We start from the raw sequence: 20,109 nt of genomic DNA on the forward strand, positions 1-20,109 counted from the left end.
GCCAAATTCTCAATCTGCCCCTACCATGGGGCCACGAACCCCAAAGAAAGGATTTCAACAATGGCTGTTTACGAACTTCCGGAACTCGACTACGCATACGACGCACTGGAGCCGCACATCTCCGCTGAGATCATGGAGCTGCACCACTCCAAGCACCACGCTGGCTACGTTGCTGGCGCTAACGCTGCGCTTGAGGCTCTGGAGGAGCAGCGCAACGGCGAGGCTAACGCTGATGCCATCCGCGCGCTGTCCAAGAACCTGGCCTTCAACCTGGGTGGCCACACCAACCACTCCATCTTCTGGAAGAACCTTTCCCCGAACGGTGGCGGCGAGCCGACCGGTGACCTGGCTGAGGCTATTAACCGCGACTTCGGTTCCTTCGAGAAGTTCAAGGCTCACTTCTCCGCTGTTGCTACCGGCCTGCAGGGCTCCGGTTGGGCAGTTCTGGGCTACGACCACATTGCTGGCCGTCTGGTTATTGAGCAGCTCACCGATCAGCAGGGCAACATCTCCGTGAACTTCACCCCGCTGCTCATGCTGGATATGTGGGAGCACGCTTTCTACCTCCAGTACAAGAACGTGAAGGCTGATTACGTCAAGGCAGTCTGGAACGTCTTCAACTGGGAGGACGTTGCTGAGCGTTACGCTGCTGCCACCAAGTAAGCAGCTCACCGGCCTTAGGGCCAGCTAGCGCTACACCGCGCCGATGCCCCTCGGATTTTCTGAGGGCTCGGCGCGGTTTCGCCGTTTTTCAGGTGCCTGCGACTGAGCAATATGGGCCCGTGCCTGACCACAAGGGCCCTAACTGACGGAAAATCTCAGCCCGCCGGTTCTTTGGCAAGATACTCGTCTTTTTCTTCTTCGGTGAAGAGATAATTTCCATCATCAATTGGTTTGTTGCCGATGCCGATGACAGGTACGTCGCAAAGGGGCCTATTGCGATTCCAGACGAAAATATCCGGCGCGTCGGCCAGGTATGTGTTGAGGCGGCTCGGGTGGAGATCCATCGGGTTTGAGTCTGGCGTCTCGTAGTGGAATAAGCGCGGGGTGACCTTTTGCTTTGAAAAGCTCACGATGACGCAGAAGACATGAGCTTGGTCACTTGCTTCGTTCGCCCAACGGAAGGTGTCGTGCGCGAAGTCAATGTGGAAGCCCAATTGGGTGATTGGGTACCAAATGTTTGCTACCTGTTCGCCTTGGACAACCGAGTTGGTCGATACGAATGCCGTGCGTACGGTGTGGTCGCCCATGTACTCTGCGGCCTTGATGAACCAACCCGCTACGTAGTCGATGTTGCCGACATTCTTCGTTCCCTTTGGAAAGACTGAAGTGCCCCAGGTTTTGTTCCGTCTGAGCAGATGGGAAATTCTGGGGCACTTCAATTGACTTCCTTCACCCCTTTCACTAGGTGTGAGGAAGTTGAAGGTTGGTTACCGAAGCAATCTTAGATCGCCGAAATTCGGCCTGCGCGATAGCTCGGTAGAAGTTATCGTTATTAGCACCACTGCCAATATCTACGGAAAGCATATTTAACATGCAAAAACAACAACACCGCATCGCCGCCATGGTTGTCGCAGACGTTATTGCTTGGCTGGCCTTATAAAAACATGGACAATATCGAGCATCGCATTTCCCAATTAGAACTTAACCAAGGACGGCTCGCAATCCTACTCAGCTCAGCCCCCGAAGGGCATAAAGCGTGGGATAAAGCGTGCCTATGCCATGACCTCACCTTCGAACAAGAATACAGGACTCGACAAGAAATCCTAGATTTCCTCAACTCAGAAGCGACTGATAGTAACGAACTACTATCAAAAGTAAGCCACATCGTAGGACATCCCGCAGTAGCTCGCGACCTCGTAAGCGCATTTAAACAACGTGGCACGGCAGCTCAACGATGGAAAGAAATAGACTCGGAAAACCTACTCTGACCATTCAGCTCACTGACTGAATGTTTCACAGAAAGAGCATCAAGTGTTGAACTAGTACTCAACGTTTGATGGCTTTTGTCTTTCTGTTTTCCATATGAGGGCGCTCCACTGGTGAGTGCATCGCTGGAGGGCCTGAAACGTGGTATTACGAACCTGATCAGCCCTTCTATTTGGCAGATTCAACAGCAGAATCATGTATTAGGATGGAGATTTCCATTTTGCAGGGTGGAAAGTACGGAATCCGCTTTTACCCTAGCCATTGGCCTCAACAAGATGGTGGTGAAGTGCCCCGGTTGGCCCAGGAGGGCAGGGACGTCCTGCTCGTGTCCACCGATCCGGCCCACAACTTGGGCCACATTTGGAACGCCACGCTTTCCGACGTCCCCACGACCCTCCACCCCCACCTCGCCGCCGTGGAGATTGACCCGGCGCGGGCAACGAAGGAGCACTTGGGGGAGGTGAGCAAGCACATGCGCCGATTCATGCCCGAGCGTCTACACCGCGAGGTTGACCGCCACCTGGAGCTTGCCCGGCATTCGCCAGGCACGCACGAAGCGGCGATGCTGGAGCGCATCGCGGAACTCATGGAGTGCCGTGCGGACTACGATCGCATTATTTTCGATACCGCACCTTCAGGACATACCTCGCGGCTTATGGCGCTCCCTGAGCTGATGGCCGCCTACACCGATGGACTGCTCGCGCGGCGCGAGAAATCCGATAAATTCGGCGCGGCAGTCCGCGGCATGACCTCGGCGGAAAAATCAGTGTCCGCCAGTTCCATCGACCCGGTGGACCGCCGCAACCAGGAGATTCGCTCCACGTTGCTCAAGCGGCGCCGCCGGTTTGAGCACCTGCGCCGCGCACTGACCGATCCTTCCACGACGGCCTTCTACCTCGTCCTCACCGCCGACCGCACCCCGGTGCTGGAGACCGCCGAGTTCTTCGATGACCTTAAGTCCAACGGTGTTCACGTGGGCGGTGTCGTGGTCAACCGCCGCACGCCGGCAAGCCGCGATGCATTCTTGGCGCAGCGCCGCGCCTCCGAGGATGAGGCCTTGGCCCTTCTGGCGCAGAAGCTACCTGGCCAGCAGGTGGTGGAAATTCCCTGGCTGCCGCACGAGGTTTCTACTCCGGAGGCGTTGGGGTCGCTGGCGGATTCCCTACCACGAAATTCTTGAAGCGCTCCACGGGTGGTGCCTCATCGCCGATGCGCCACACGAGGCCGAGCTCACGGTAGGCCGCGGGCTGTAGCGGGATGAGGTTGCTGGTCTGCAGGTACGGATCATCAAGTGGCAACAGCGCCGAGCCGAGCCCAGCCGCGACGAGCCCCGCGACGGTTGTGAGCTCCATCGACTCGAAGACGAGGCGCGGGCTAAAGCCGGCGTGGGCCGCGAGGTCATCGAGAAGCATGCGCGTTCCGTACCCCGGCAACATGCCGATGAAGGGCTCATCAGCAAAATCTTCGAGGCGCACGTTGTCTCGGCCCGCCGCCCAGTGGCCCTCCGGCACCGCTAGGCCAAGGCGCTGCAGTTTGAGCTGGTGCCAGCCCACCGCGGCGTCGGGGTCTGGGCGCGGACCTACCAGGGCCAAGTCCGATTCGCCTGCGCGCACACGGTCCACCAGCACGCGCGCAGCTCCCTGGTGCAGGCGAATATCCACGTGGGGATGCTCAGCGCGATAGGCCTTGAGCAGCTCCGGGACCATCCAGGTTCCTAGGGAATGCATAAAGTCCAACCGCACCGTTCCGCGCTCCGGATCCATGAGGCGGGCCACGGCATCGCGCGCAGCGTTCTCCGCGGTGAGCATCCGCCGCGCCTGCGCGACGAAAGCCCGCCCACACGAGTTGAGCCGCAGGCGCCGCCCACTGCGCTGGAATAGGCTCGCGCCGAGATCCGCCTCTACGCGTTGCACACGGCGGGTCAAGGCGGGTTGGGAGAGCCCGAGGGAATCCGCCGCCGCGCCGACCAGACCATGGTCCGCCACAGCAACTACGCCGCGCACATCCTCCAGATTCATGCACACCTCGCATGTGTTACTTGCTTTCTGTACATTTTACACATAACCGCGGGCAGGCCATGCTTGATTCATGACGAGAACCCGGCGCGCCACCATCGCCATGCTCTTTGTGGGCCTGGCAATTTTTTCCTGCCTCTACCCCACCCAAGCCATGCTCCCCACACTGGTCGCGGACATGGGCATGTCCTCCACCGAGGCTGCCATGACTATTTCCGCCGCCACCGGAGCGCTGGCCGTCTGCGTCATCCCAGTCTCCATCATTTCCGAGCGCATTGGGCGCGGCAAGCTCCTGCTCGTCTCCACCATTGCCGCCACACTCATCGGCATGCTCGTACCACTTGCTCCGAATCCGGAGATCCTCATTGCTACCCGCGCGCTTCAGGGCGCCGTTATTGCCGGCGCGCCCGCCACCGCCATGGCCTGGATTTCGGAGGAACTAGAATCCAACTACGTTGCCCGAGCCATGGGCCTCTACATTGCCGGCACCACCATTGGTGGCCTAACCGGCCGCCTCATCCCCACTGGTTTACTCGAGCTCACCTCCTGGCGCTGGGCGCTGTTCGGCTCCAGCTTGGTCACTCTCATCCTGGCCATCATTGCGGCAATCCTGCTGCCCTACCAGCAGAATTTCACACCGAAGGAAATTCACTTCCGCTCAGAGCTCAGCGCCATCTTCCGCCACGGGCGCGATACCCGCCTCATCCCGCTGTTCATCGTGGCCTTCGTGGCCATGGGCACCTTCGTTTCCCTCTATAACTTCTTAGGATTCAGGCTTATCCACCATTTCCACCTCTCGCACGGCCTAGCTGGACTGGTCTTCCTCTTCTACCTCACGGGCACATGGTCCTCAGCCCGCGCGGGCCGGCTCGTCACGCAGGTAGGCCATGCCAACACGTTGCTGCTGTCCTGCGCGTTGTTTGCCGTGGGCATCGCGCTGTGCGCGGGTTCCCTCATCCCCACCTTGCTTGGAATCGTCCTGCTCACTATTGGTTTCTTCGCCGCACATTCGACGGCTTCGGGCTGGGTAGGTCACATCGCAACGCATGACCGTGCAGAGGCCTCGAGCCTGTATGTCTTCTTCTATTACCTGGGCAGTTCCGTCCTGGGCGCGCTGTCTGGCATGCTTTTCGACGCCCTCCCCTGGCCCGGTTTCATCGCCACCTACGCCTTACTGGCCGTGGGTATTGCGGGCATGAGTTGGGTTGTGAGAAAAACCGGATAAACTCGTGTTTTATGGACAAGTGGTCAACACGTACATGGCATAGGAAAGCCTCCCGCCCAGTCAGCATCTGGATGATGGTCTTCCTCCTCGCCGGTGTCTCCCACATTCTTATCCCTAATTACCGCTGGGTGCTCACCCATCTTTTTACGCTGGGTATTCTCACCAACAGCGTCGTGGTGTGGTCCCAGCACCTCACCGAGAAGTTTGTGCAGCTCAAGCTCCCGGATTCGGCGCGGCCGCAGCAGCTCGCGCGCATCTATTTGCTCAACGTCGGCGTCATCTGCGTGCTGATTGGTCAGTTGCTCATTGAGGCATGGGAGCCTCACTGGATTCTGACGCAGGTGGGCGCTACCTTCGTTGCTGCCGCGGTACTCTGGCACGGCGCGGTGCTCTTCGGCCTATGGCGCCAGGCGGAATCGAAACGCTTCCGGCCGGTCGTTGCCGCCTACGTGGCCTCGGCCGTCTTCCTCGCCGTGGGCGCGGCCCTCGGCGCACTGCTTGCGGTCTTCCCTGCGCATCCGCGTCTGCTTATTGCGCACGTGGCCGCCAATGTGGGTGGCTTCGTGGGCCTTGCCGCGGCAGGTTCGCTCACCATTTTATTCCCCTCCATTTGGCGGACCAAAGGCATCAACCCACGCATGCGCCTCAGCTTCACGCTGCTGGGCCTCGGCGTGCTGGCTACCCTCATCGGTTCCGCGTGGAACGTCCCTGAAGTGGGTCTTATCGTCTACTGCGTGGGCTGGTTGGCGAGCCTACAAGGCTGGCTGGTCAATGTGCTCACCGTGGCCGAGGAACCTCGCGGGCGCATCACCTTCCCTGCACTCTCCGCCCTTTTCTCGGCTTTCTGGCTGGTTGGCGGCCTAACCTACTACACCGCGCAGCACTTCTTGAGCGAAGAGCCAAAGATTCCCATGCTCGCGCTCGTCGTCGGCTTTGCCGCCCAACTGCTCACCGGCGTCATGAGCTACCTCATGCCCACGACCATGGGCGGCGGCCCCTCCGCAGTGCGGGCAGGCCTGCGTGAATACAACCGCTGGGGAATCGGGCGCTCCGTCTTCATCAACGGCGGCCTCGCGCTGTGGCTGGCCACGTCCAGCTCCCTCACCATGGTTGTCGCTTCTCTGCTGAGCCTCGGCTCCATGGCGCTTTTCCCGGTCCTCACCGCCCGCGCAGTCAAGGCCCAGAAGGCAGTGCTCCAAAAGAAGGCCGAGGGCCCGGCCCCGGAGACCATCACGGATTGGAACCAAGCGCTGATCGCCCTTGCTGTCCTCGTCCTTGTGGGCGCCCTCAGCTTCTTTATCTAAACCCCCAGACCTGGAACGAGGCGATGCCGTCGGTTAGGGGTCCAACGGCGGGATGCCCGGCGCGCCAGCGGACATCCATTCGCGGACCACGTGGGTGGCGGTGACATCGCCGGCGTTATAGCGCAGGATCTGCTCGCGGGCAGCAACGTCGCCGGCCAATGCGGCGCGTCGAGCGTTGACGGATTCCTCACCGTCGAAGTCCTCCGGCCACTCAAACCCCGCGACGGGCGCGACGGTCTTGAGGCTCAAGCCCGACGTCCCGGCGAAGCTGCGCTTGACGTGAACGAACATGTCGACCCACTCCTCAGAGGAAATAAACTCCTCCACTTCCTGGAGCGCAGGCTGGTGGAAGCGTTCAGCGGAGCGGCGCATCCAGTGGTTTTCGCCGTGGGCAGAGTAGCAGTAGGCGGCGAAGGTCTTACCCTCCTCGTGCGCCTGGGCACGCAGGTTCATCAGCCACTCCCAGAACTCGGCGAAATTCTCCGCCTCGGCGCGGCCACCCAACGGCTCCCACGTGGCGAAAGGAATGTAGTCGCCATTCAGCCGCGCGCCCCAGAGGTAGGCGCCTTGGTCGAGGTACGCCTCCATATCGACATCCACTTCGACGTCGGCACGGGGAACGCTGACCTGGCTACGGCGCAGCAACGGAATACCTTCGAGCCAGGCGGCGGCGAGGGTGGAGGGGGCGCCGAGGGAGGCGTCGATAAGCGCCTGCACCGTCTCAATCCCCCGCTCCCGGTAGGGGTTCGCGCGGTCGCCCGGGAGGAAGAGGGAGATGTCATCGCGAGCCTCAAGCTGCGGCTCGCACAGATGCCAGAAGCGACACGACGCGCACTCTTTGACGCGGCGCGGGCTGTCCGGGAGAGGCTGGGCAAGTGCAGCATCGATGGGATAACGCGAGGTATCGGTCACAAAAGCCTGGGTTCGATCCTGACCAATCGTTGCCCCACGCCCAGAATTGAGGCCCACCTCTTCCAGGCCGCGCGCGGCGAGGGCAAGGCGGTAGCCGTCGACGGCATGGTGCTTAATTTTATACTTCGCCGGCAAAGGCTCGCTTAGCCCCAGGCGATGCGTGGGCACGACCACGGCACGCGCGTTGTCATTCGGACGGGCGACGCGATGATCGGAGACGATGACCGGGGTGTAGTTCTCGCCCTCACGGATAAGGAGTTCCACGCGGACCATCCACTCGTTGGTAGAGAACACCGCGTTGGTGATGTGGGTATAGCCGTACGCCAGGGCCTCCAGCGTAGCCATGGCGCGTTCAAAGTCATTGCCTTCAAGATCGATGCGGCGAAAACGACCGGGGCCTTTGCGCGGAACAAGAGCCAGGGCGGCCTCAATGGCTGCGGCATGGCGCTCCGCGCGGGCCCGGCCCGTCGGGGTGCGCGGGATGTCTGGATGTGCGCGGCGCTGCACGAGGCGATAGCGGCAGCCCACGAGGTCCGTGGCGACGAGCACATCTTTCACACCAGGTGAGCTTAGTAGACCACCTTGCTAAAGTTGTAGCGAGACCCTACCGATAAAAAATAAAGGACGTTTCAATGAGCTTGATCAAGAAGATCCGCAAGGCCCGCCGCGAAGCCCGCGCCGAGATCAAGGCCGCCAAGACCCGCGCAAAGGCCGAGGTCAAGGCAGCAGATAAGGCACGGCACCGTCAGCAAAAGCTGCTGGCCAAGCAAGAGAAGGCCCTCATCAAGTCCGAAGAAAAAGGTCTGAAGAAGCGCCGCAAGCACGAGTACAAGATGGCGCAAAAAGAACTGGAGCGCATCAAGGAAGGCCGTTTTAATAAGAACAACGTCAAGCGTTACGCTGGCGCCCTGCGCACCGCGGCCCCGCTGCTGCTGCCGCTGATTTACCGCGGTATTACCGCCGCGCAGCGAGAGGTAGAAAAGAATCGCGCCCAGAAGGCAGGTGTTTCCGCTGACCAGCTCGCGTCTTTTGCTGGCCACGGCGCACCGCTCAAGGCCCGCACCGCCGGCATTCGCAACTCCCTGAAGGACGCCAATGTGCCGGTCGGCTTCAAGCGTGACGTCAAGGAGCGCCTCAATGAGCTCGACGCTGCTATCGAGAACGCTGAGTACATGACCGAGCAGCAGCGCCAGCGTGCGCACCGCTCCATCTCCGGCGAAATTGACTCCATCAACGCCGATATCCAGGCCAAGCTGCGCGCTTAATCTACCCAACTTGCCTGTGCCGCGGCCTCAACGGTCGCGGCTTTCGTGTTTTCACCGCTATTTTTACCTCCTCCCCCTAGACCTTTTAAAACGGATTTAAAAAGAGAATCAGTTCCGTCACCAATTTCCCCAAAGTCACGTGGCGAATCTAGAGCGGAATATCGCCCGGTTTTCGTCACGCTCCGCTAATTATTCAGTGTTCTCCGGTGTAGATAAATCCATTTCTCATATATAGTCGAGAGCGAGGATAAAAAGCTTCTAAAGCACTTCCTCACACGATAGCTTCTTATACTATTCACCTTCCTGCCCAGTACACCCAGTACACAGAGCTGGAAGGGACACGTCACTACCGTATGGAGAATCATGGCTCGCCGCGAAGTAACGCAGTTCTTTGATGACCTTGACAATAGTCCGCTTACTGAAGAAGAACTTACCGTCATCCGTTTTAGCGTTGACGGTAAGGATTATCTCTTGGATGTTTCCAAGGAGAATGCAGAGAAGTTTCACGCCGCAATGGAACCTTTTGTGAAGGCTGCTCGCCACCCCATCAAGAAGGAAACGCGCAGCTACAGGCCCGCTGATGTCCGCGAGTGGGCAGCCAAGCACGGCTACGAGGTAGCTGAGCGCGGCAAGATCCGCAACGACGTTATTTTGGCGTACCGCGACGCCAACAACCTTTAGAGCACTCCCTGCTCGCGGGCGGCAGCCACGGCAGAGGTGCGCGAGCGCACGCCCAGCTTGTCGTAGATATGAACAAGGTGGGACTTCACCGTGGCCTCTGAGAGCATAAGCTCCACGCCAATTTCACGGTTGGACGAACCTGCGGCGACCAGCTTGAGTACTTCCAGCTCGCGCGGGGTAAGCGACGTGCGTGGGGTGCGCACGCGGGTCATCAGCTTGTCGGCCACGATGGGGGACAGTGCCGAGTCACCTTCGGCAGCGGACCGCACCGCGGCGAGCAGCTCGGCCGGCGGAGCGTCCTTCAGCAAGTAGCCGACCGCACCTGATTCGATGGCACCGAGAATATCCGCATCGGTGTCATAGTTGGTGACCACAAGAACTTTGGGGGGATTGTCCATGGAGAAGCGGATAGCGGCGGTGGCTTCCGCACCGGTCATCACGCGAGTGCCTTCGATACCGGCACCAAAGCGCAGGTCCATGAGGAGGACGTCGATTCCGCCCGCTTGTGCGGCAGATACCGCGGCTTCAGCCGTGGCGACCTCACCTACTACCTCGATGTCCTCGGCGCCCTCGAGCACCGAGCGTAGACCCAGGCGCACGATCTCGTGGTCATCGGCAAGCAAGACCCTAATCACGGGCTTCCTCCTCATTGGTACGGTGTGGACAAATTCTTAATCTACATCGTTATTTAAGGGCACACTAACTGAGACCGCCGCACCCGCGCCTGGTGTGGATTCAATCACGACCTCGCCCCCGAGCTCTTCCGCACGGCGGCGCATAGCTGCCAGCCCAATATGGCCTAGTCCGGCGGGTTTATTCTCTATCGCCTCCACATCAAAGCCCTGGCCGTTATCCACCACATCCACCCGCACCTCGTCCGGCGCATACGTGACGGTCACTCGGGCCTTGGTGGCATGGGCATGCTTGACGACGTTCCCCACCGCGCCCTGCGCAATCCTCAACAATGCCGCCTCCACCTTCATGGGCAGCTGCTGCGCCTCGCCTTCAACGTCAACCGACACGTCGACTCCACCGGTGGCCGCGAAATTATCCGCCATGCGGGTCAGCGCTGCCCCGAGGGACGTTTCGGACAGTGCGGCCGGCTGCAGTGCCGCAATCATGGCGCGGGCTTCATGGAGGTTATCCGCTGCAGTGCGACGGGCCAGCTCAATGCGTTCTTGCGCCTTGGGGATGTCCTCCTTGGCTAGGTCACGGTCAGCAGCATGGAGCAGCATTTGAATCGAGGACAAGCCCTGGGCCAGGGTGTCGTGAATCTCGTGCGCAATGCGCTGGCGTTCGGCGGTCATGCCGGCCTCGCGCTCGGACTCCACTAACTGCGAGCGGGTTTCCATAAGTTCGCGGTTCATTCTGCTCAAGGCAGAGAAAGCATAGGTAATAGCGATAGTCACCAAAGCTGAGACTGCCGGCCCCATGATGCCACCAAAAGTCAGCCCGCCAGGTATCTGCACAACGACGGTCACCACCGTGGCAACGAGCACGCAGATAATGCCGGGAATCATCTCCAGCACGTAGAGGTACACAAAGTACAAGGAAAAGACGAGGTAGATAGCCGCCGGGGCTACCGCCATATCCGCAAGCCACAGCACCGAGAGGATGGCCAACCAGCCATATTGCGCGATGCGAGGCAACGACTCGACGTAGGCGGATCCACCGAAGTAGACCACAGCGAAGGAGACGAGCAGCAGCAGGTTGAGCACACCCTGCCACAAGGGCAGGCGCACCGTGGTGAAGATAGCCACCACCAGAAGCGTCGCGGTCAGGATGTGGATACCGTTGCGCAGTGCATCCGAGTCAACCGAACGCTGGTCTAGTGTGGAGGTCATGCGCCACAGCCTACTTCCCTCTCTTGCTGCCTGTCTGATCGGTATCGGCTTGGTTAGCACCGGCTGCACCGACTCCGGTCAGCCCGCAGAGCCCACAACGGACAGCACCCCCACTGAATCCCCGGAGAACTCCGCGGCCAGCGGCGATGGACTTGCCATCGACGCCTCAGCTGAGGTCACCGACTGGGAAGACTGCCCCTACCTGGATACCCAGTGGGTCGCAGATACGAATGGGCAGAGGATGACCCGGTGGGGCGTCGACAAGCGCTTTAGCACCCCTGCCTGCGTATTCTGGTCCTACCCGGAGGAGCCGCAGGCCACCGTCATCGTGCGGGAGATGCCCAGCGTGGAAGAAGCGCGCGCGGTTGTCGATGCCGCCGCCCCCATCAACGACACCGAGCTTGCGGAATTCGACGGCTGGTCAGGCGGGCGTGGAGTATTTGAGGATCACTCCGTCTTCGCCGTGCAGAAAGACAACCACGCGGTGCTCGTGTGGTCAAACCAACTGCAAACCCTGAAGCCGCAGCTCATTGCGCAGGAGACTATTTCGCGCCTTGGGCTCTAAAGCGGCCCGGGGCACCTACACGGCAACGTCGTTGTAGGGCATCAGGGTCGATACCCACGGGAACACGACTTCCATGAGCAGGAAGAACACAGCGACGATGAGGGCCACCGCCAGGACAGCTTTTACCGCGGTGGGGCCGGGCAAAAGGTTCCAAAGAGCGCGATACATTAGTTCTCCTCCAAGACGGCGGGACGGTCATTCTCGTGAGAGCCGGGGGTTTTCTCTTCCCGCTCGGTCTCCATGGCGTGGATAATCATGCGCTCAGCATTGGAAAATTGCGGGTGGCACGTGGTGAGCGTGAGCAGTCCTTCACTAGCCTCAATGCCCGCGTCCGGCGGGGTGCCCGGTATCGGATCCAGCACGCTAACATCACCCGGAAGCGTAATGTGGCGTCCTTGAATCTGCCGGTACTCCGGCTTTTCTCGCTGCTCAGGCGTGTAACACTCGGCTGGGGCTGCGTCAATGGGCAGCACGCGGTAAGTGATCCACTCCGTCGAGGTCTCAATCACGATGGCATCGCAGGTCTGCAAGTTACCCAAGTCATTAAACGGCGCGCCTTTGCCCACGCGATGCCCCGCGACGGCGAAATTCCCCAGTTCACCGGGCATCTGCGTATCCGTATACCGTCCGGGGCCGCGCAGAAGGTCATCTTCATTCGTGCCTTCCAGCACCGCAAAAGCGAAATCAGAACCAAACGCCGGGATATAAAGTCGCGCAAAAGCCTCACCCAGCTTCGGCGCCTGGCCCTGTCCACGTGGGTTGTGCCACTCCTCCTGCAGGGTTTCGTTGGCTTCCTCCTGCAGGTGGCCGGATGCGATATTGGTCCAATAGGACTCATAGAACGCGAAAAGCAAAAGCAGTACGCCAGCTGTCAACATGAGCTCTCCAATGACGGTGCTCACCGTTGTTCTTCGTCGCGAAGTGGGCTGTGGCATGTTCTCTACCCTAGCCCCTGTACCGTATAAGTACCCCACTCAGAGGACGAAGAGGAGTCCACGATGCTCGAGATTTTCATGTACCCCGTCTCCGGGATCATGAAGCTGTGGCATCTGCTGTTTAGCTCATTCCTTGACGGTTCGATGGCGTGGATCCTCACCATCGTCTTCCTCGTGCTGACAGTACGCGGCATCATTGCCCCACTGAACTGGCAGTCAGTCAAGCAGGGGCGCATCGCTGCGCTTATGCGCCCGGAGATGACGGAGCTCAATGCCCAGCTGCGCCACGTCACTGAGGTCGATGAGGCGGTAGCTCTCCTCACTCAGCAGCGAGAGTTGAAGAAGCGCTACAAGCACAACCCGATGCTCGGCTGTTTCCCGTCCTTCATCATCGTTCCCGCGTTTATTGGCCTTTACCAGGTGGTTCTGAGGGTCTCCGGTTCTGCTCAGGAAGCGGTGGGGATGCTGACGCTTTCCGACGTCTCCTCCTTCCGCACCTCCACCGTCTTCGGCGTCCCCCTCACGGATTTCGCCCGCGACCACCGTGACCTAGTGCTGCCCATGCTCGTGGCTGCGCTCGTGTTTACGTCTTTGAGCACCCTCATCATGCTCTACCGAGGCTTCCTCACCACGCAGTTTGATCAGAAGATTCCACGCCGTCTGCTCTGGTTCATGGCGCTCATGGTGGTGCTGATCCCCTGGATGCTGTGGAATGTAGCCTGGCACGGACCTATCCCCGTGACCATCATTTTCTACTGGGGTTGTTCCTATCTCTTCTCGCTCGTGCAGACCATCGTCTATGAGTTGATTTTGCGCAGACGCTATCCGCTTCCGGAAGCCGTTCATGAGCAGCGCCGCGCAAGCATTCAGCGCTGGCGTACGAAGGAAGCTAAGAAAAACAAGAAAGCCCTAAAGGCTCAATTCAAGGACGATCCGGAGCAGAAGAAAGAATACGTGGCTTCCCGCAAGCGCCACTCAGCGATCCTTGCTGAGGCACGGAAGATAGTTAAATCGAATAGTCAGCAGGAGGGGCCGACAACAGCTGAATAGCCAGCTCCTTCGCGGTGACCAGCGGAGCTGATTCGCGAGTCAACCGCGCGCCGGCAAGACCGCCATCCAAGAAGATGAGGAGCTGGCTGGCCTGTTCCCCTGAAGGGTAGCCATTCTTGGCGTTGAGCAGGGCTGTAATGGTGGAATGCATCCAGGTGCGGTGCTCCACGCAGGCAGCTACAATACCCCTCTCGGCATCGGTCTCTGGGCGCGGATACTCGCCCGCCGCGTTGAGGAAGTGTGAGCCGCGGTACTCAATGGTGGGCTGTTCCTCAATGGCTTTATCGAAGAAGGCGAGGATCTTGCTTTCCGCATCGGTAGCGTCCTCGGTACGTTCCTGCCAATCGGCACGGTACTGCTCATCGAGGGCCTCAACGTAGGCGATGACGAGAGCATCCTTAGAGCCGAAAAGCGAGTACAGCGAAGCCTTGGCTACGTCAGCCTCGCGCAGGATACGGTCGATGCCGATGACGCGAATACCCTCAGTGGTAAAGAGCCGCGTTGCTGAATCGAGCAGTCGGCTGCGCGGACTCGGGCGATTGCGTCGCGACTTCTTCTCAGCCATTTCTTCTCCTCACATGACAAAACCGGTTCATCTACACAATATAGACAAACCGGTATGTATGTGAAATTTTACTTCTTGCGGCCAGTCACTGCGCCCACGATCCACAGCAAGATACATGCACCGACCGTGGCGGTAATGATCATTAGGAACCAGCTATCTCCCACGTTCTTGTTGAAGAGGGCCAGCAGGCCACCGCCGATAACACCGCCGATAACACCGACGATGAGGTTGGTAAACAGACCCTGATCGCGCTTCATAATCTTCTCTGCGAGCCAGCCGGCAATGATACCGACGATGATCGAGCTAAAGAAACCGAGACCAAGTCCCATAATGTACTACTCCTCGTTACTAAAAAATTGTTACGTACGTCCACGAGTGTACGCACAAAACCACAAAACGATTCGGCTGCAGCGCATTCAGAGGCCACTGCAGCCGAATCGTTATTGCGAAGTAATAGAACGGTTACTCAGAATCTGGGCGAACCACCATCATCGGGCACGGAGCCGACTGCAGGAGCGCACGGGACGTGGAGCCAAGGAGCATGCCCTTGAAACCACCGCGGCCGTGAGAACCAACGACCAGTAGCTGCGCACCTTCGGAGGCATCCGTCAGCGCACGGACTGGGCGGTCACGGGCGATAACCTTCTTGACCGGCACATCCGGGTACTCCTTCTGAAGATCAGCGAGGCGTTCAGTAAGCAGCTCTGCCTGCTCCTTCTCCACCTCTGCCCACTCAGCCTGGGCCGCGGACAGACCAGCGAGGGAAGCCTGGACCTGCATGTCCATCCAGGTGTGTACGGCGATGAGTTCAGCGCCGCGAGCATCCGCCTCCTTGAAGGCATAGTCCGTAGCCTTCTGGGACACCTCAGAGCCATCCACGCCCACGACAACTGGGCCGTACTTGGTGGAATCAGTGACGTGGTTGTCTTCACGCACGACCACAACCGGGCAGGACGCGTGGGAGACCACAGATGCGGAGACCGAACCCATAACCATTCCGGACAGGCCACCCATACCGCGGGAGCCCATAACAATCATGGTGACGTCCTTGGACATCTCCAGCAGCATGTCAATCGGGGAACCCTCAGCCACGGTGTGACCAATCTTCAGCTCCGGCGCTACCTTGTGGGCTTCAGCGCGGGCAGCCTCAATTTTCTCGAGGGTTTCTGCCTGGAGGTCGTCGAAAAGCTCCTTCGGCGGAACCATGCCCTCGGCGTAGAGGAACTGCGGCATCGTGTAGCTCGATGCGATACGAAGTGGAATCCCGCGCTTCATTGCAGTGTTAGCAGCCCAACGGACGGCGTTCTTCGACGCTTCCGAACCATCAACGGCTACGACGACAATGTCTTCCTTGGCCATGATCTTATCCTTTCGACGTGCTTACACCTCCAGTCTAATACCTATAGGCCGGCCTGTGGGGCGGTAGCAGCATCCGCATTGGCGGGGAAGAGGACGTTGTACAGGGTTACCGCAATGTCACGAATGACAGCACCGATACCATTGGAAAAGAAGTCAATGACGGGCGCGAGAATAGAGTTGAAATCCATGGGAGAAAGAATAGTCCAAAAAAGGCGTGGCGCAACCCCACTTCCTATCCGTGATGGGCTAAACCCCACCCAGGCTCGAGTATCTGAAGGACCAATTAGCACATGGAACTTCGTACACAATCTCATCAGCACGCAGCGTCATCGCCACCCCGACGACAACGAGCAAGCCTTGCGGGCCCGCTTCGACGCGAACGAGGTTGTGACTCAAAACGGTACGGCCCTTAGCCCTGACAGTATCCTCGACAATAATGCCGTGGTGTACTTCTATCGCATCCCTGCGCCAGAGGTCCCTGTTCCCTACGACATACCAATTCTCTTTGAAGACGAACACCTTCTGGTCGTGGATAAGCCACCCTTCATGGCCACGATGCCGCGGGCCCGGCACATCACAGAGACTGCGACCGTGCGCCTACGCCGCAGCACCGGCAACAACGAACTCTCCCCCGCGCACCGCCTCGACCGCCTTACCTCAGGAATCCTTGTCTTCACCAAGGACCGCTCCGTTCGGGGCGCGTACCAAACGTTGTTTGCTGAGCGCCGCGTGAACAAGACCTATGAAGCCATCGCCCCGCTTGCCGACGTCTCCCCCGGCACCCTCTGGCACTCCCGCATGGAGAAGACCCCGGGCGAACTCCAAGGGCGCATCGTCGACGGTGAAGTCAACGCCATCACCGAAGTAGCCGACGTTGCTCCCGTGGACAAGGCCCCCTACGAAGCCCTTCACGGCCCACTTCCGGACCTTGCGAAGTACACTCTCAAACCTCACACCGGAAAGACCCACCAGTTGCGCCTCCACATGCTTCAGGCAGGAATTCCCATTATTGGGGACCCCATCTACCCCGTAATATTCCCCGCAGAAGCCGAAGACATGCGAGTTCCCATGCACCTAACGGCCACGCACATTTCCTTCACCGACCCCGTTACCGGCGTAACCCGCGAATTTAGCTCACAATTACCGCTTGAAACCCATCATTTGTTGCGCCCGTAATTCTCCCCATCGAAATAGTATCCAGCTTTCGACCACCACGTATCCGTATCACGCGCGGCTTTCCACCCCGCAGCGTAGGCCAGCACCAAGCCGGCGAGGGGAACGGCCACCGCACCGATCGGACTAAATCTACTACCCCGTCGCGAAGACCGTGCTGGGAATCTAAGAAGTTTCTGGGGGATACACCCCGTTTGATTCACACCGCAATCCACCAAACCATAACTTGGCTCACATGTCACAATCCCACTATGAGCCCGCCTTCGGAACACCGACGGAACGGTTCGAGCACGCTGTACGCCTCTCGTTCCACAGGGATAAAAGCCTGGAAGCACAAGGCGTCGAGTCCCTCACCTTCTTCATCATTTGGCAGCGTGACCAAGGGTTCACCGTAGCCAATGTGGCAGAAATCAAAGGCTCTCAGCCCTTCGATAGAAGCGTCAACTACGATCAGGCGGAACAACTCACCCACGGCAACCTGCTGCGCAATCTCTTCCCACCGAATTTCGCGGGCGAAATGCATCGGCCCTTCGAGGCAAGAAATACTGAAATGGCGAGGAACATCGTTTCCACTGTTCTGGCAGTCCGCTATGACCGCGCTCTGGACAGCTTTTGCTATGACCGCAAAGACTACTTCGACAACTACCAACTGCCGAGTAGCCTTGACGACCTTGTACCCACTGCGCAGGACCTAAAAGCGCGGTGCGAAAAGAACGCGCAAACAGGTGCACGCTCCTATCCAATCCTCGATCACGCAGCTCCCACCGAGGCCTTCGGCAACGGCACCGGTGGTGATAGCGAAGCCGTGGTGAAGAAACTCATCGATCAGATCGACAACGATATCCAGGTGTTTAACCACACCATTTCTTCACCGTGGGATGGCTTCGCCATCAATTTCCTGGTTCGCAACACCGCCGACGGTATCCAGCTCCGCCAAGTTGACGCACTCTTCTGTTGGCAAGACGGCACGTACCATGTCGCCCCAATTGCACGATCCGCTGTGGAACAAACGGCGGTTGCGCTCGTTGAGGACCAGTCCTACGGGCAGAAGTTTGACCTAGCGGTGATTCGCCTGAAGTACCGAAACGGCGATGGCTTCGCCCTCCGCATCGAATGGAATGAAGATGCAGTCCCCCATGTTGCCTCGCCGCACACGGCGCCAAGCTTTGTCCGCACCGAATGGCCGCTCTAAAGCGAGTGAAGTGCCCCAGGTTTTGTTCCGTTTGAGTAGATGGGAAAATCTGGAACATGCCAAGAAAATTTGATCAGGATGCGAAAGACCGTGTCGTCCGCCTCGTTGAGGACCGCATCTTGGCGGAGAACATGTCGATGCAGGCCGCGTACCAGGCAGTGGCGCCGAAGCTAGGCGTCTCATGGCACACGGCCCGGCTGTGGACACAGGCTGCCCGCCGCGAGGGACGTGTTGCCGAACCGATGTCCGAGGATTTGGCTGTTGAAGTTGTCAGACTCCGCCGTGAAGTTCAGGAGCTGCGGGATACTAACGAGTTATTGAAAGCTGCCTCGGCTTTTTCGCATCCGAACTCGACCCACAACGTCGGAAATGATCCGGTTCATTGATGAGTATCGTGATCGTTTCTCGATCGAGTTCATTTGTTCGACGTTGCGAATCAATCGTGAGGGCGGTTTTATCACCTCGCGCGGGTATCGCCAATCAAGAGCTCGTGGACCCAGCGCCCGCAGGCTTCGTGATGCTGTTCTTGCAGAACACATTCGCGAGGTTCATGCTGATAATTACGGCGTGTACGGGATCCGTAAGATGTGGCACGCGCTGCGCCGCGAAGGAATCGACATTGGACGTGAGCACACTGCTCGCCTGATGCGCCTTGCTGGAGTCAGTGGCAAAGGTAAGGGTCGGTCACCTGTGACTACTCGTAGATCTAAGGGACCGGACACTCGCCTTGATCTGGTGAACCGTGAGTTCAAGGCCCCTGGGCCGAACAGGTTGTGGGTGGCTGACATTACGTATGTACGTACCAGGAAAGGATTCGTGTACACCGCTTTTGTCACCGACGTGTACTCCCGCAGAATCGTTGGGTGGGCGTTGTCTGATTCAATGCGAACTGAAGTCTTGCCGCTGCAGGCGCTTAACCAAGCGATTGTATGTGCGAAGGAAACAACGGGCTTGGTTCACCATGCAGACCATGGATCTCAATACGTCAGCATTGCCTATAACGAACGCCTTGCTGAGTATGGAATTATTGCGTCGACCGGCACTGTTGGTGATTCTTATGACAATGCGCTGGCTGAGAACGTCAACGGTTCCTACAAAACGAGCTCATCCATACCCGCACATGGAACGATGTTGTCGACGTGGAAATCGCAACCTTCGAGTGGGTGACGTGGTGGAACGAGTCACAGCTTCATCAGAGCCTGGGCTACCGTACGCCGACCGAGGTGGAGACCAAGTTTTGGGAACATAACCCAGACCACGGGATAATGGAAAACAAGGCACATGCCTAGGAACAAAAACCGGGGCACTTCACCACCATCTTGTTGAGGCCAATGGCTAGGGTAAAAGCGGATTCCGTACTTTCCACCCTGCAAAATGAAAATCTCCATCCTAATACATGATTCTGCTGTTGAATCTGCCAAATAGAAGGGCTGATCAGGTTCGTAATACCACGTTTCAGGCCCTCCAGCGATGCACTCACCAGTGGAGCGCCCTCATATGGGAAAACAGAAAGACAAAAGGCATCAAACGTTGAGTACTAGTTCAACACTTGATGCTCTTTCTGTGAAACATTCAGTCAGTGAGCTGAATGGTCAGAGTAGGTTTTCCGAGTCTAATTCTTTCCATCGTTGAGCTGCCGTGCCACGTTGTTTAAATGCGCTTACGAGGTCGCGAGCTACTGCGGGATGTCCTACGATGTGGCTTACTTTTGATAGTAGTTCGTTACTATCAGTCGCTTCTGAGTTGAGGAAATCTAGGATTTCTTGTCGAGTCCTGTATTCTTGTTCGAAGGTGAGGTCATGGCGTAGGCACGCTTTATCCCACGCTTTATGCTCTTCGGGGGCTGAGCTGAGTAGGATTGCGAGCCGTCCTTGGTTAAGTTCTAATTGGGAAATACGATGCTCGATATTGTCCATGTTTTTATAGGGCCAGCCAAGCAATAACGTCTGCGACAACCATGGCGGCGATGCGGTGTTGTTGTCTTTGCATGTTAAATATGCTTTCCGTAGATATTGGCAGTGGTAGGACCTGACCCCTGTTAGGTAGACACCTGATATCCAGCCCGGTTGGGTTGGGAAGAAAGGTAATCTACCAC

The 20,109-nt window shown here is 58.5% G+C and carries 24 protein-coding genes and 1 pseudogene; 13 read left to right on the forward strand and 12 right to left on the reverse strand.

The genetic code is table 11. The features are described from left to right. Positions 1-60: 60 nt before the first annotated feature. Entirely contained in the window at positions 61-663 is a 603-nt protein-coding gene (locus NX84_RS00520) for a superoxide dismutase (protein ID WP_039672633.1), read from the forward strand. Between the two features lie 155 nt (positions 664-818). On the opposite strand, the gene NX84_RS00525 is transcribed toward NX84_RS00520, so the two are convergent. Next, on the reverse strand, positions 819-1,382 hold the full coding sequence (locus tag NX84_RS00525) for a DNA methyltransferase (protein WP_039672634.1): 564 nt from the start codon (positions 1,380-1,382) through the stop codon (positions 819-821). A gap of 833 nt (positions 1,383-2,215) precedes the next feature. On the opposite strand from NX84_RS00525, the gene NX84_RS00530 reads away from it, so the two are divergent. After that, a complete protein-coding gene (locus tag NX84_RS00530) occupies positions 2,216-3,109 on the forward strand; it encodes an ArsA family ATPase (RefSeq protein WP_231913730.1) in 894 nt (297 codons plus the stop codon). On the opposite strand, the gene NX84_RS00535 is transcribed toward NX84_RS00530, so the two are convergent. Then, positions 3,057-3,947 (reverse strand): LysR family transcriptional regulator, encoded by an 891-nt coding sequence (locus NX84_RS00535; RefSeq protein WP_039672636.1) that lies wholly within the window; start codon positions 3,945-3,947, stop codon positions 3,057-3,059. The two genes, NX84_RS00530 and NX84_RS00535, sit on opposite strands and share 53 nt — an antisense overlap. 70 nt (positions 3,948-4,017) lie before the next feature. Here NX84_RS00535 and NX84_RS00540 point away from each other — a divergent pair, with 70 nt between their 5' ends. Then, positions 4,018-5,169, forward strand: a complete 1,152-nt coding sequence (locus tag NX84_RS00540) for an MFS transporter (RefSeq protein ID WP_039672638.1) — start codon at positions 4,018-4,020, stop codon at positions 5,167-5,169. An 11-nt stretch (positions 5,170-5,180) separates the two neighbouring features. Beyond that, positions 5,181-6,473: a hypothetical protein gene (locus NX84_RS00545; RefSeq protein ID WP_052319596.1), complete on the forward strand. Its 1,293-nt coding sequence runs from the start codon at positions 5,181-5,183 to the stop codon at positions 6,471-6,473. A gap of 33 nt (positions 6,474-6,506) precedes the next feature. Here the strand turns inward: NX84_RS00545 and NX84_RS00550 are convergent, their stop codons facing one another. Beyond that, the gene (locus NX84_RS00550; protein WP_082013862.1) at positions 6,507-7,943 is read right to left on the reverse strand and encodes a TM0106 family RecB-like putative nuclease; all 1,437 of its coding nucleotides are present in this window, start codon (positions 7,941-7,943) and stop codon (positions 6,507-6,509) included. Positions 7,944-8,017: 74 nt separating this feature from the next. Here NX84_RS00550 and NX84_RS00555 point away from each other — a divergent pair, with 74 nt between their 5' ends. Together NX84_RS00555 and NX84_RS00560 are read left to right on the forward strand one after the other, a co-directional pair. Beyond that, complete coding sequence (locus NX84_RS00555) at positions 8,018-8,650, forward strand: DUF6474 family protein (RefSeq protein ID WP_039672640.1); 633 nt, start codon at positions 8,018-8,020, stop codon at positions 8,648-8,650. 363 nt (positions 8,651-9,013) lie between these two features. Next, positions 9,014-9,331, forward strand: a complete 318-nt coding sequence (locus NX84_RS00560; protein WP_039672644.1) for a histone-like nucleoid-structuring protein Lsr2 — start codon at positions 9,014-9,016, stop codon at positions 9,329-9,331. On the opposite strand, the gene NX84_RS00565 is transcribed toward NX84_RS00560, so the two are convergent. After that, on the reverse strand, positions 9,328-9,966 hold the full coding sequence (locus tag NX84_RS00565; protein WP_039672645.1) for a LuxR C-terminal-related transcriptional regulator: 639 nt from the start codon (positions 9,964-9,966) through the stop codon (positions 9,328-9,330). The two genes, NX84_RS00560 and NX84_RS00565, sit on opposite strands and share 4 nt — an antisense overlap. 36 nt (positions 9,967-10,002) lie before the next feature. After that, entirely contained in the window at positions 10,003-11,175 is a 1,173-nt protein-coding gene (locus tag NX84_RS00570; protein WP_039672646.1) for a sensor histidine kinase, read from the reverse strand. Here NX84_RS00570 and NX84_RS00575 point away from each other — a divergent pair. After that, positions 11,174-11,740: a DUF2020 domain-containing protein gene (locus NX84_RS00575; RefSeq protein WP_039672649.1), complete on the forward strand. Its 567-nt coding sequence runs from the start codon at positions 11,174-11,176 to the stop codon at positions 11,738-11,740. The genes NX84_RS00570 and NX84_RS00575 overlap by 2 nt on opposite strands. 15 nt (positions 11,741-11,755) lie before the next feature. Here the strand turns inward: NX84_RS00575 and NX84_RS12875 are convergent, their stop codons facing one another. After that, positions 11,756-11,908: a hypothetical protein gene (locus tag NX84_RS12875; protein ID WP_039672650.1), complete on the reverse strand. Its 153-nt coding sequence runs from the start codon at positions 11,906-11,908 to the stop codon at positions 11,756-11,758. Next, positions 11,908-12,675 carry a class E sortase gene (locus tag NX84_RS00585; RefSeq protein ID WP_039672654.1) on the reverse strand — a complete coding sequence of 256 codons (768 nt, stop codon included), beginning with the start codon at positions 12,673-12,675 and terminating at the stop codon, positions 11,908-11,910. The genes NX84_RS12875 and NX84_RS00585 overlap by 1 nt, the downstream gene beginning before the upstream one ends. Before the next feature lie 63 nt (positions 12,676-12,738). Between NX84_RS00585 and yidC the strand changes: the two genes are divergently transcribed. Beyond that, the gene (gene yidC / locus NX84_RS00590) at positions 12,739-13,725 is read left to right on the forward strand and encodes a membrane protein insertase YidC (protein WP_039672656.1); all 987 of its coding nucleotides are present in this window, start codon (positions 12,739-12,741) and stop codon (positions 13,723-13,725) included. Here yidC and NX84_RS00595 read toward each other — a convergent pair. From NX84_RS00595 to NX84_RS12880, 4 genes are all read right to left on the reverse strand, one after another. Then, positions 13,682-14,290, reverse strand: a complete 609-nt coding sequence (locus NX84_RS00595; protein WP_039672657.1) for a TetR/AcrR family transcriptional regulator — start codon at positions 14,288-14,290, stop codon at positions 13,682-13,684. The genes yidC and NX84_RS00595 overlap by 44 nt on opposite strands. Before the next feature lie 68 nt (positions 14,291-14,358). Continuing rightward, positions 14,359-14,619 carry a GlsB/YeaQ/YmgE family stress response membrane protein gene (locus tag NX84_RS00600; protein ID WP_039672661.1) on the reverse strand — a complete coding sequence of 87 codons (261 nt, stop codon included), beginning with the start codon at positions 14,617-14,619 and terminating at the stop codon, positions 14,359-14,361. A gap of 133 nt (positions 14,620-14,752) precedes the next feature. Beyond that, a complete protein-coding gene (locus tag NX84_RS00605; RefSeq protein WP_039672662.1) occupies positions 14,753-15,649 on the reverse strand; it encodes a universal stress protein in 897 nt (298 codons plus the stop codon). 41 nt (positions 15,650-15,690) lie between these two features. Then, on the reverse strand, positions 15,691-15,837 hold the full coding sequence (locus tag NX84_RS12880; protein WP_169744687.1) for a hypothetical protein: 147 nt from the start codon (positions 15,835-15,837) through the stop codon (positions 15,691-15,693). Between NX84_RS12880 and NX84_RS00610 the strand changes: the two genes are divergently transcribed. The 5 genes and pseudogenes from NX84_RS00610 to NX84_RS13290 all read left to right on the forward strand — a co-directional run bounded on the left by NX84_RS00610 (position 15,773) and on the right by NX84_RS13290 (position 19,303). Next, on the forward strand, positions 15,773-16,825 hold the full coding sequence (locus NX84_RS00610) for a pseudouridine synthase (protein ID WP_082013863.1): 1,053 nt from the start codon (positions 15,773-15,775) through the stop codon (positions 16,823-16,825). The two genes, NX84_RS12880 and NX84_RS00610, sit on opposite strands and share 65 nt — an antisense overlap. Before the next feature lie 232 nt (positions 16,826-17,057). Beyond that, complete coding sequence (locus tag NX84_RS00615) at positions 17,058-18,014, forward strand: hypothetical protein (protein WP_039672666.1); 957 nt, start codon at positions 17,058-17,060, stop codon at positions 18,012-18,014. A gap of 10 nt (positions 18,015-18,024) precedes the next feature. Further along, a pseudogene (locus tag NX84_RS13280) lies at positions 18,025-18,211 on the forward strand (hypothetical protein); the annotation flags it as partial. Between the two features lie 172 nt (positions 18,212-18,383). Beyond that, positions 18,384-19,181, forward strand: a complete 798-nt coding sequence (locus NX84_RS13285) for an IS3 family transposase (protein WP_082711000.1) — start codon at positions 18,384-18,386, stop codon at positions 19,179-19,181. Next, the gene (locus tag NX84_RS13290) at positions 19,154-19,303 is read left to right on the forward strand and encodes a transposase (protein WP_039672672.1); all 150 of its coding nucleotides are present in this window, start codon (positions 19,154-19,156) and stop codon (positions 19,301-19,303) included. The genes NX84_RS13285 and NX84_RS13290 overlap by 28 nt, the downstream gene beginning before the upstream one ends. 303 nt (positions 19,304-19,606) lie before the next feature. Here NX84_RS13290 and NX84_RS13090 read toward each other — a convergent pair. Then, positions 19,607-20,109 (reverse strand): hypothetical protein (locus tag NX84_RS13090; protein ID WP_248700197.1); only part of this gene is annotated, 503 nt, incomplete at its 5' end.

The organism is Corynebacterium minutissimum (assembly GCF_000805675.1).
Taxonomy (GTDB): Bacteria; Actinomycetota; Actinomycetes; order Mycobacteriales; family Mycobacteriaceae; genus Corynebacterium; species Corynebacterium minutissimum.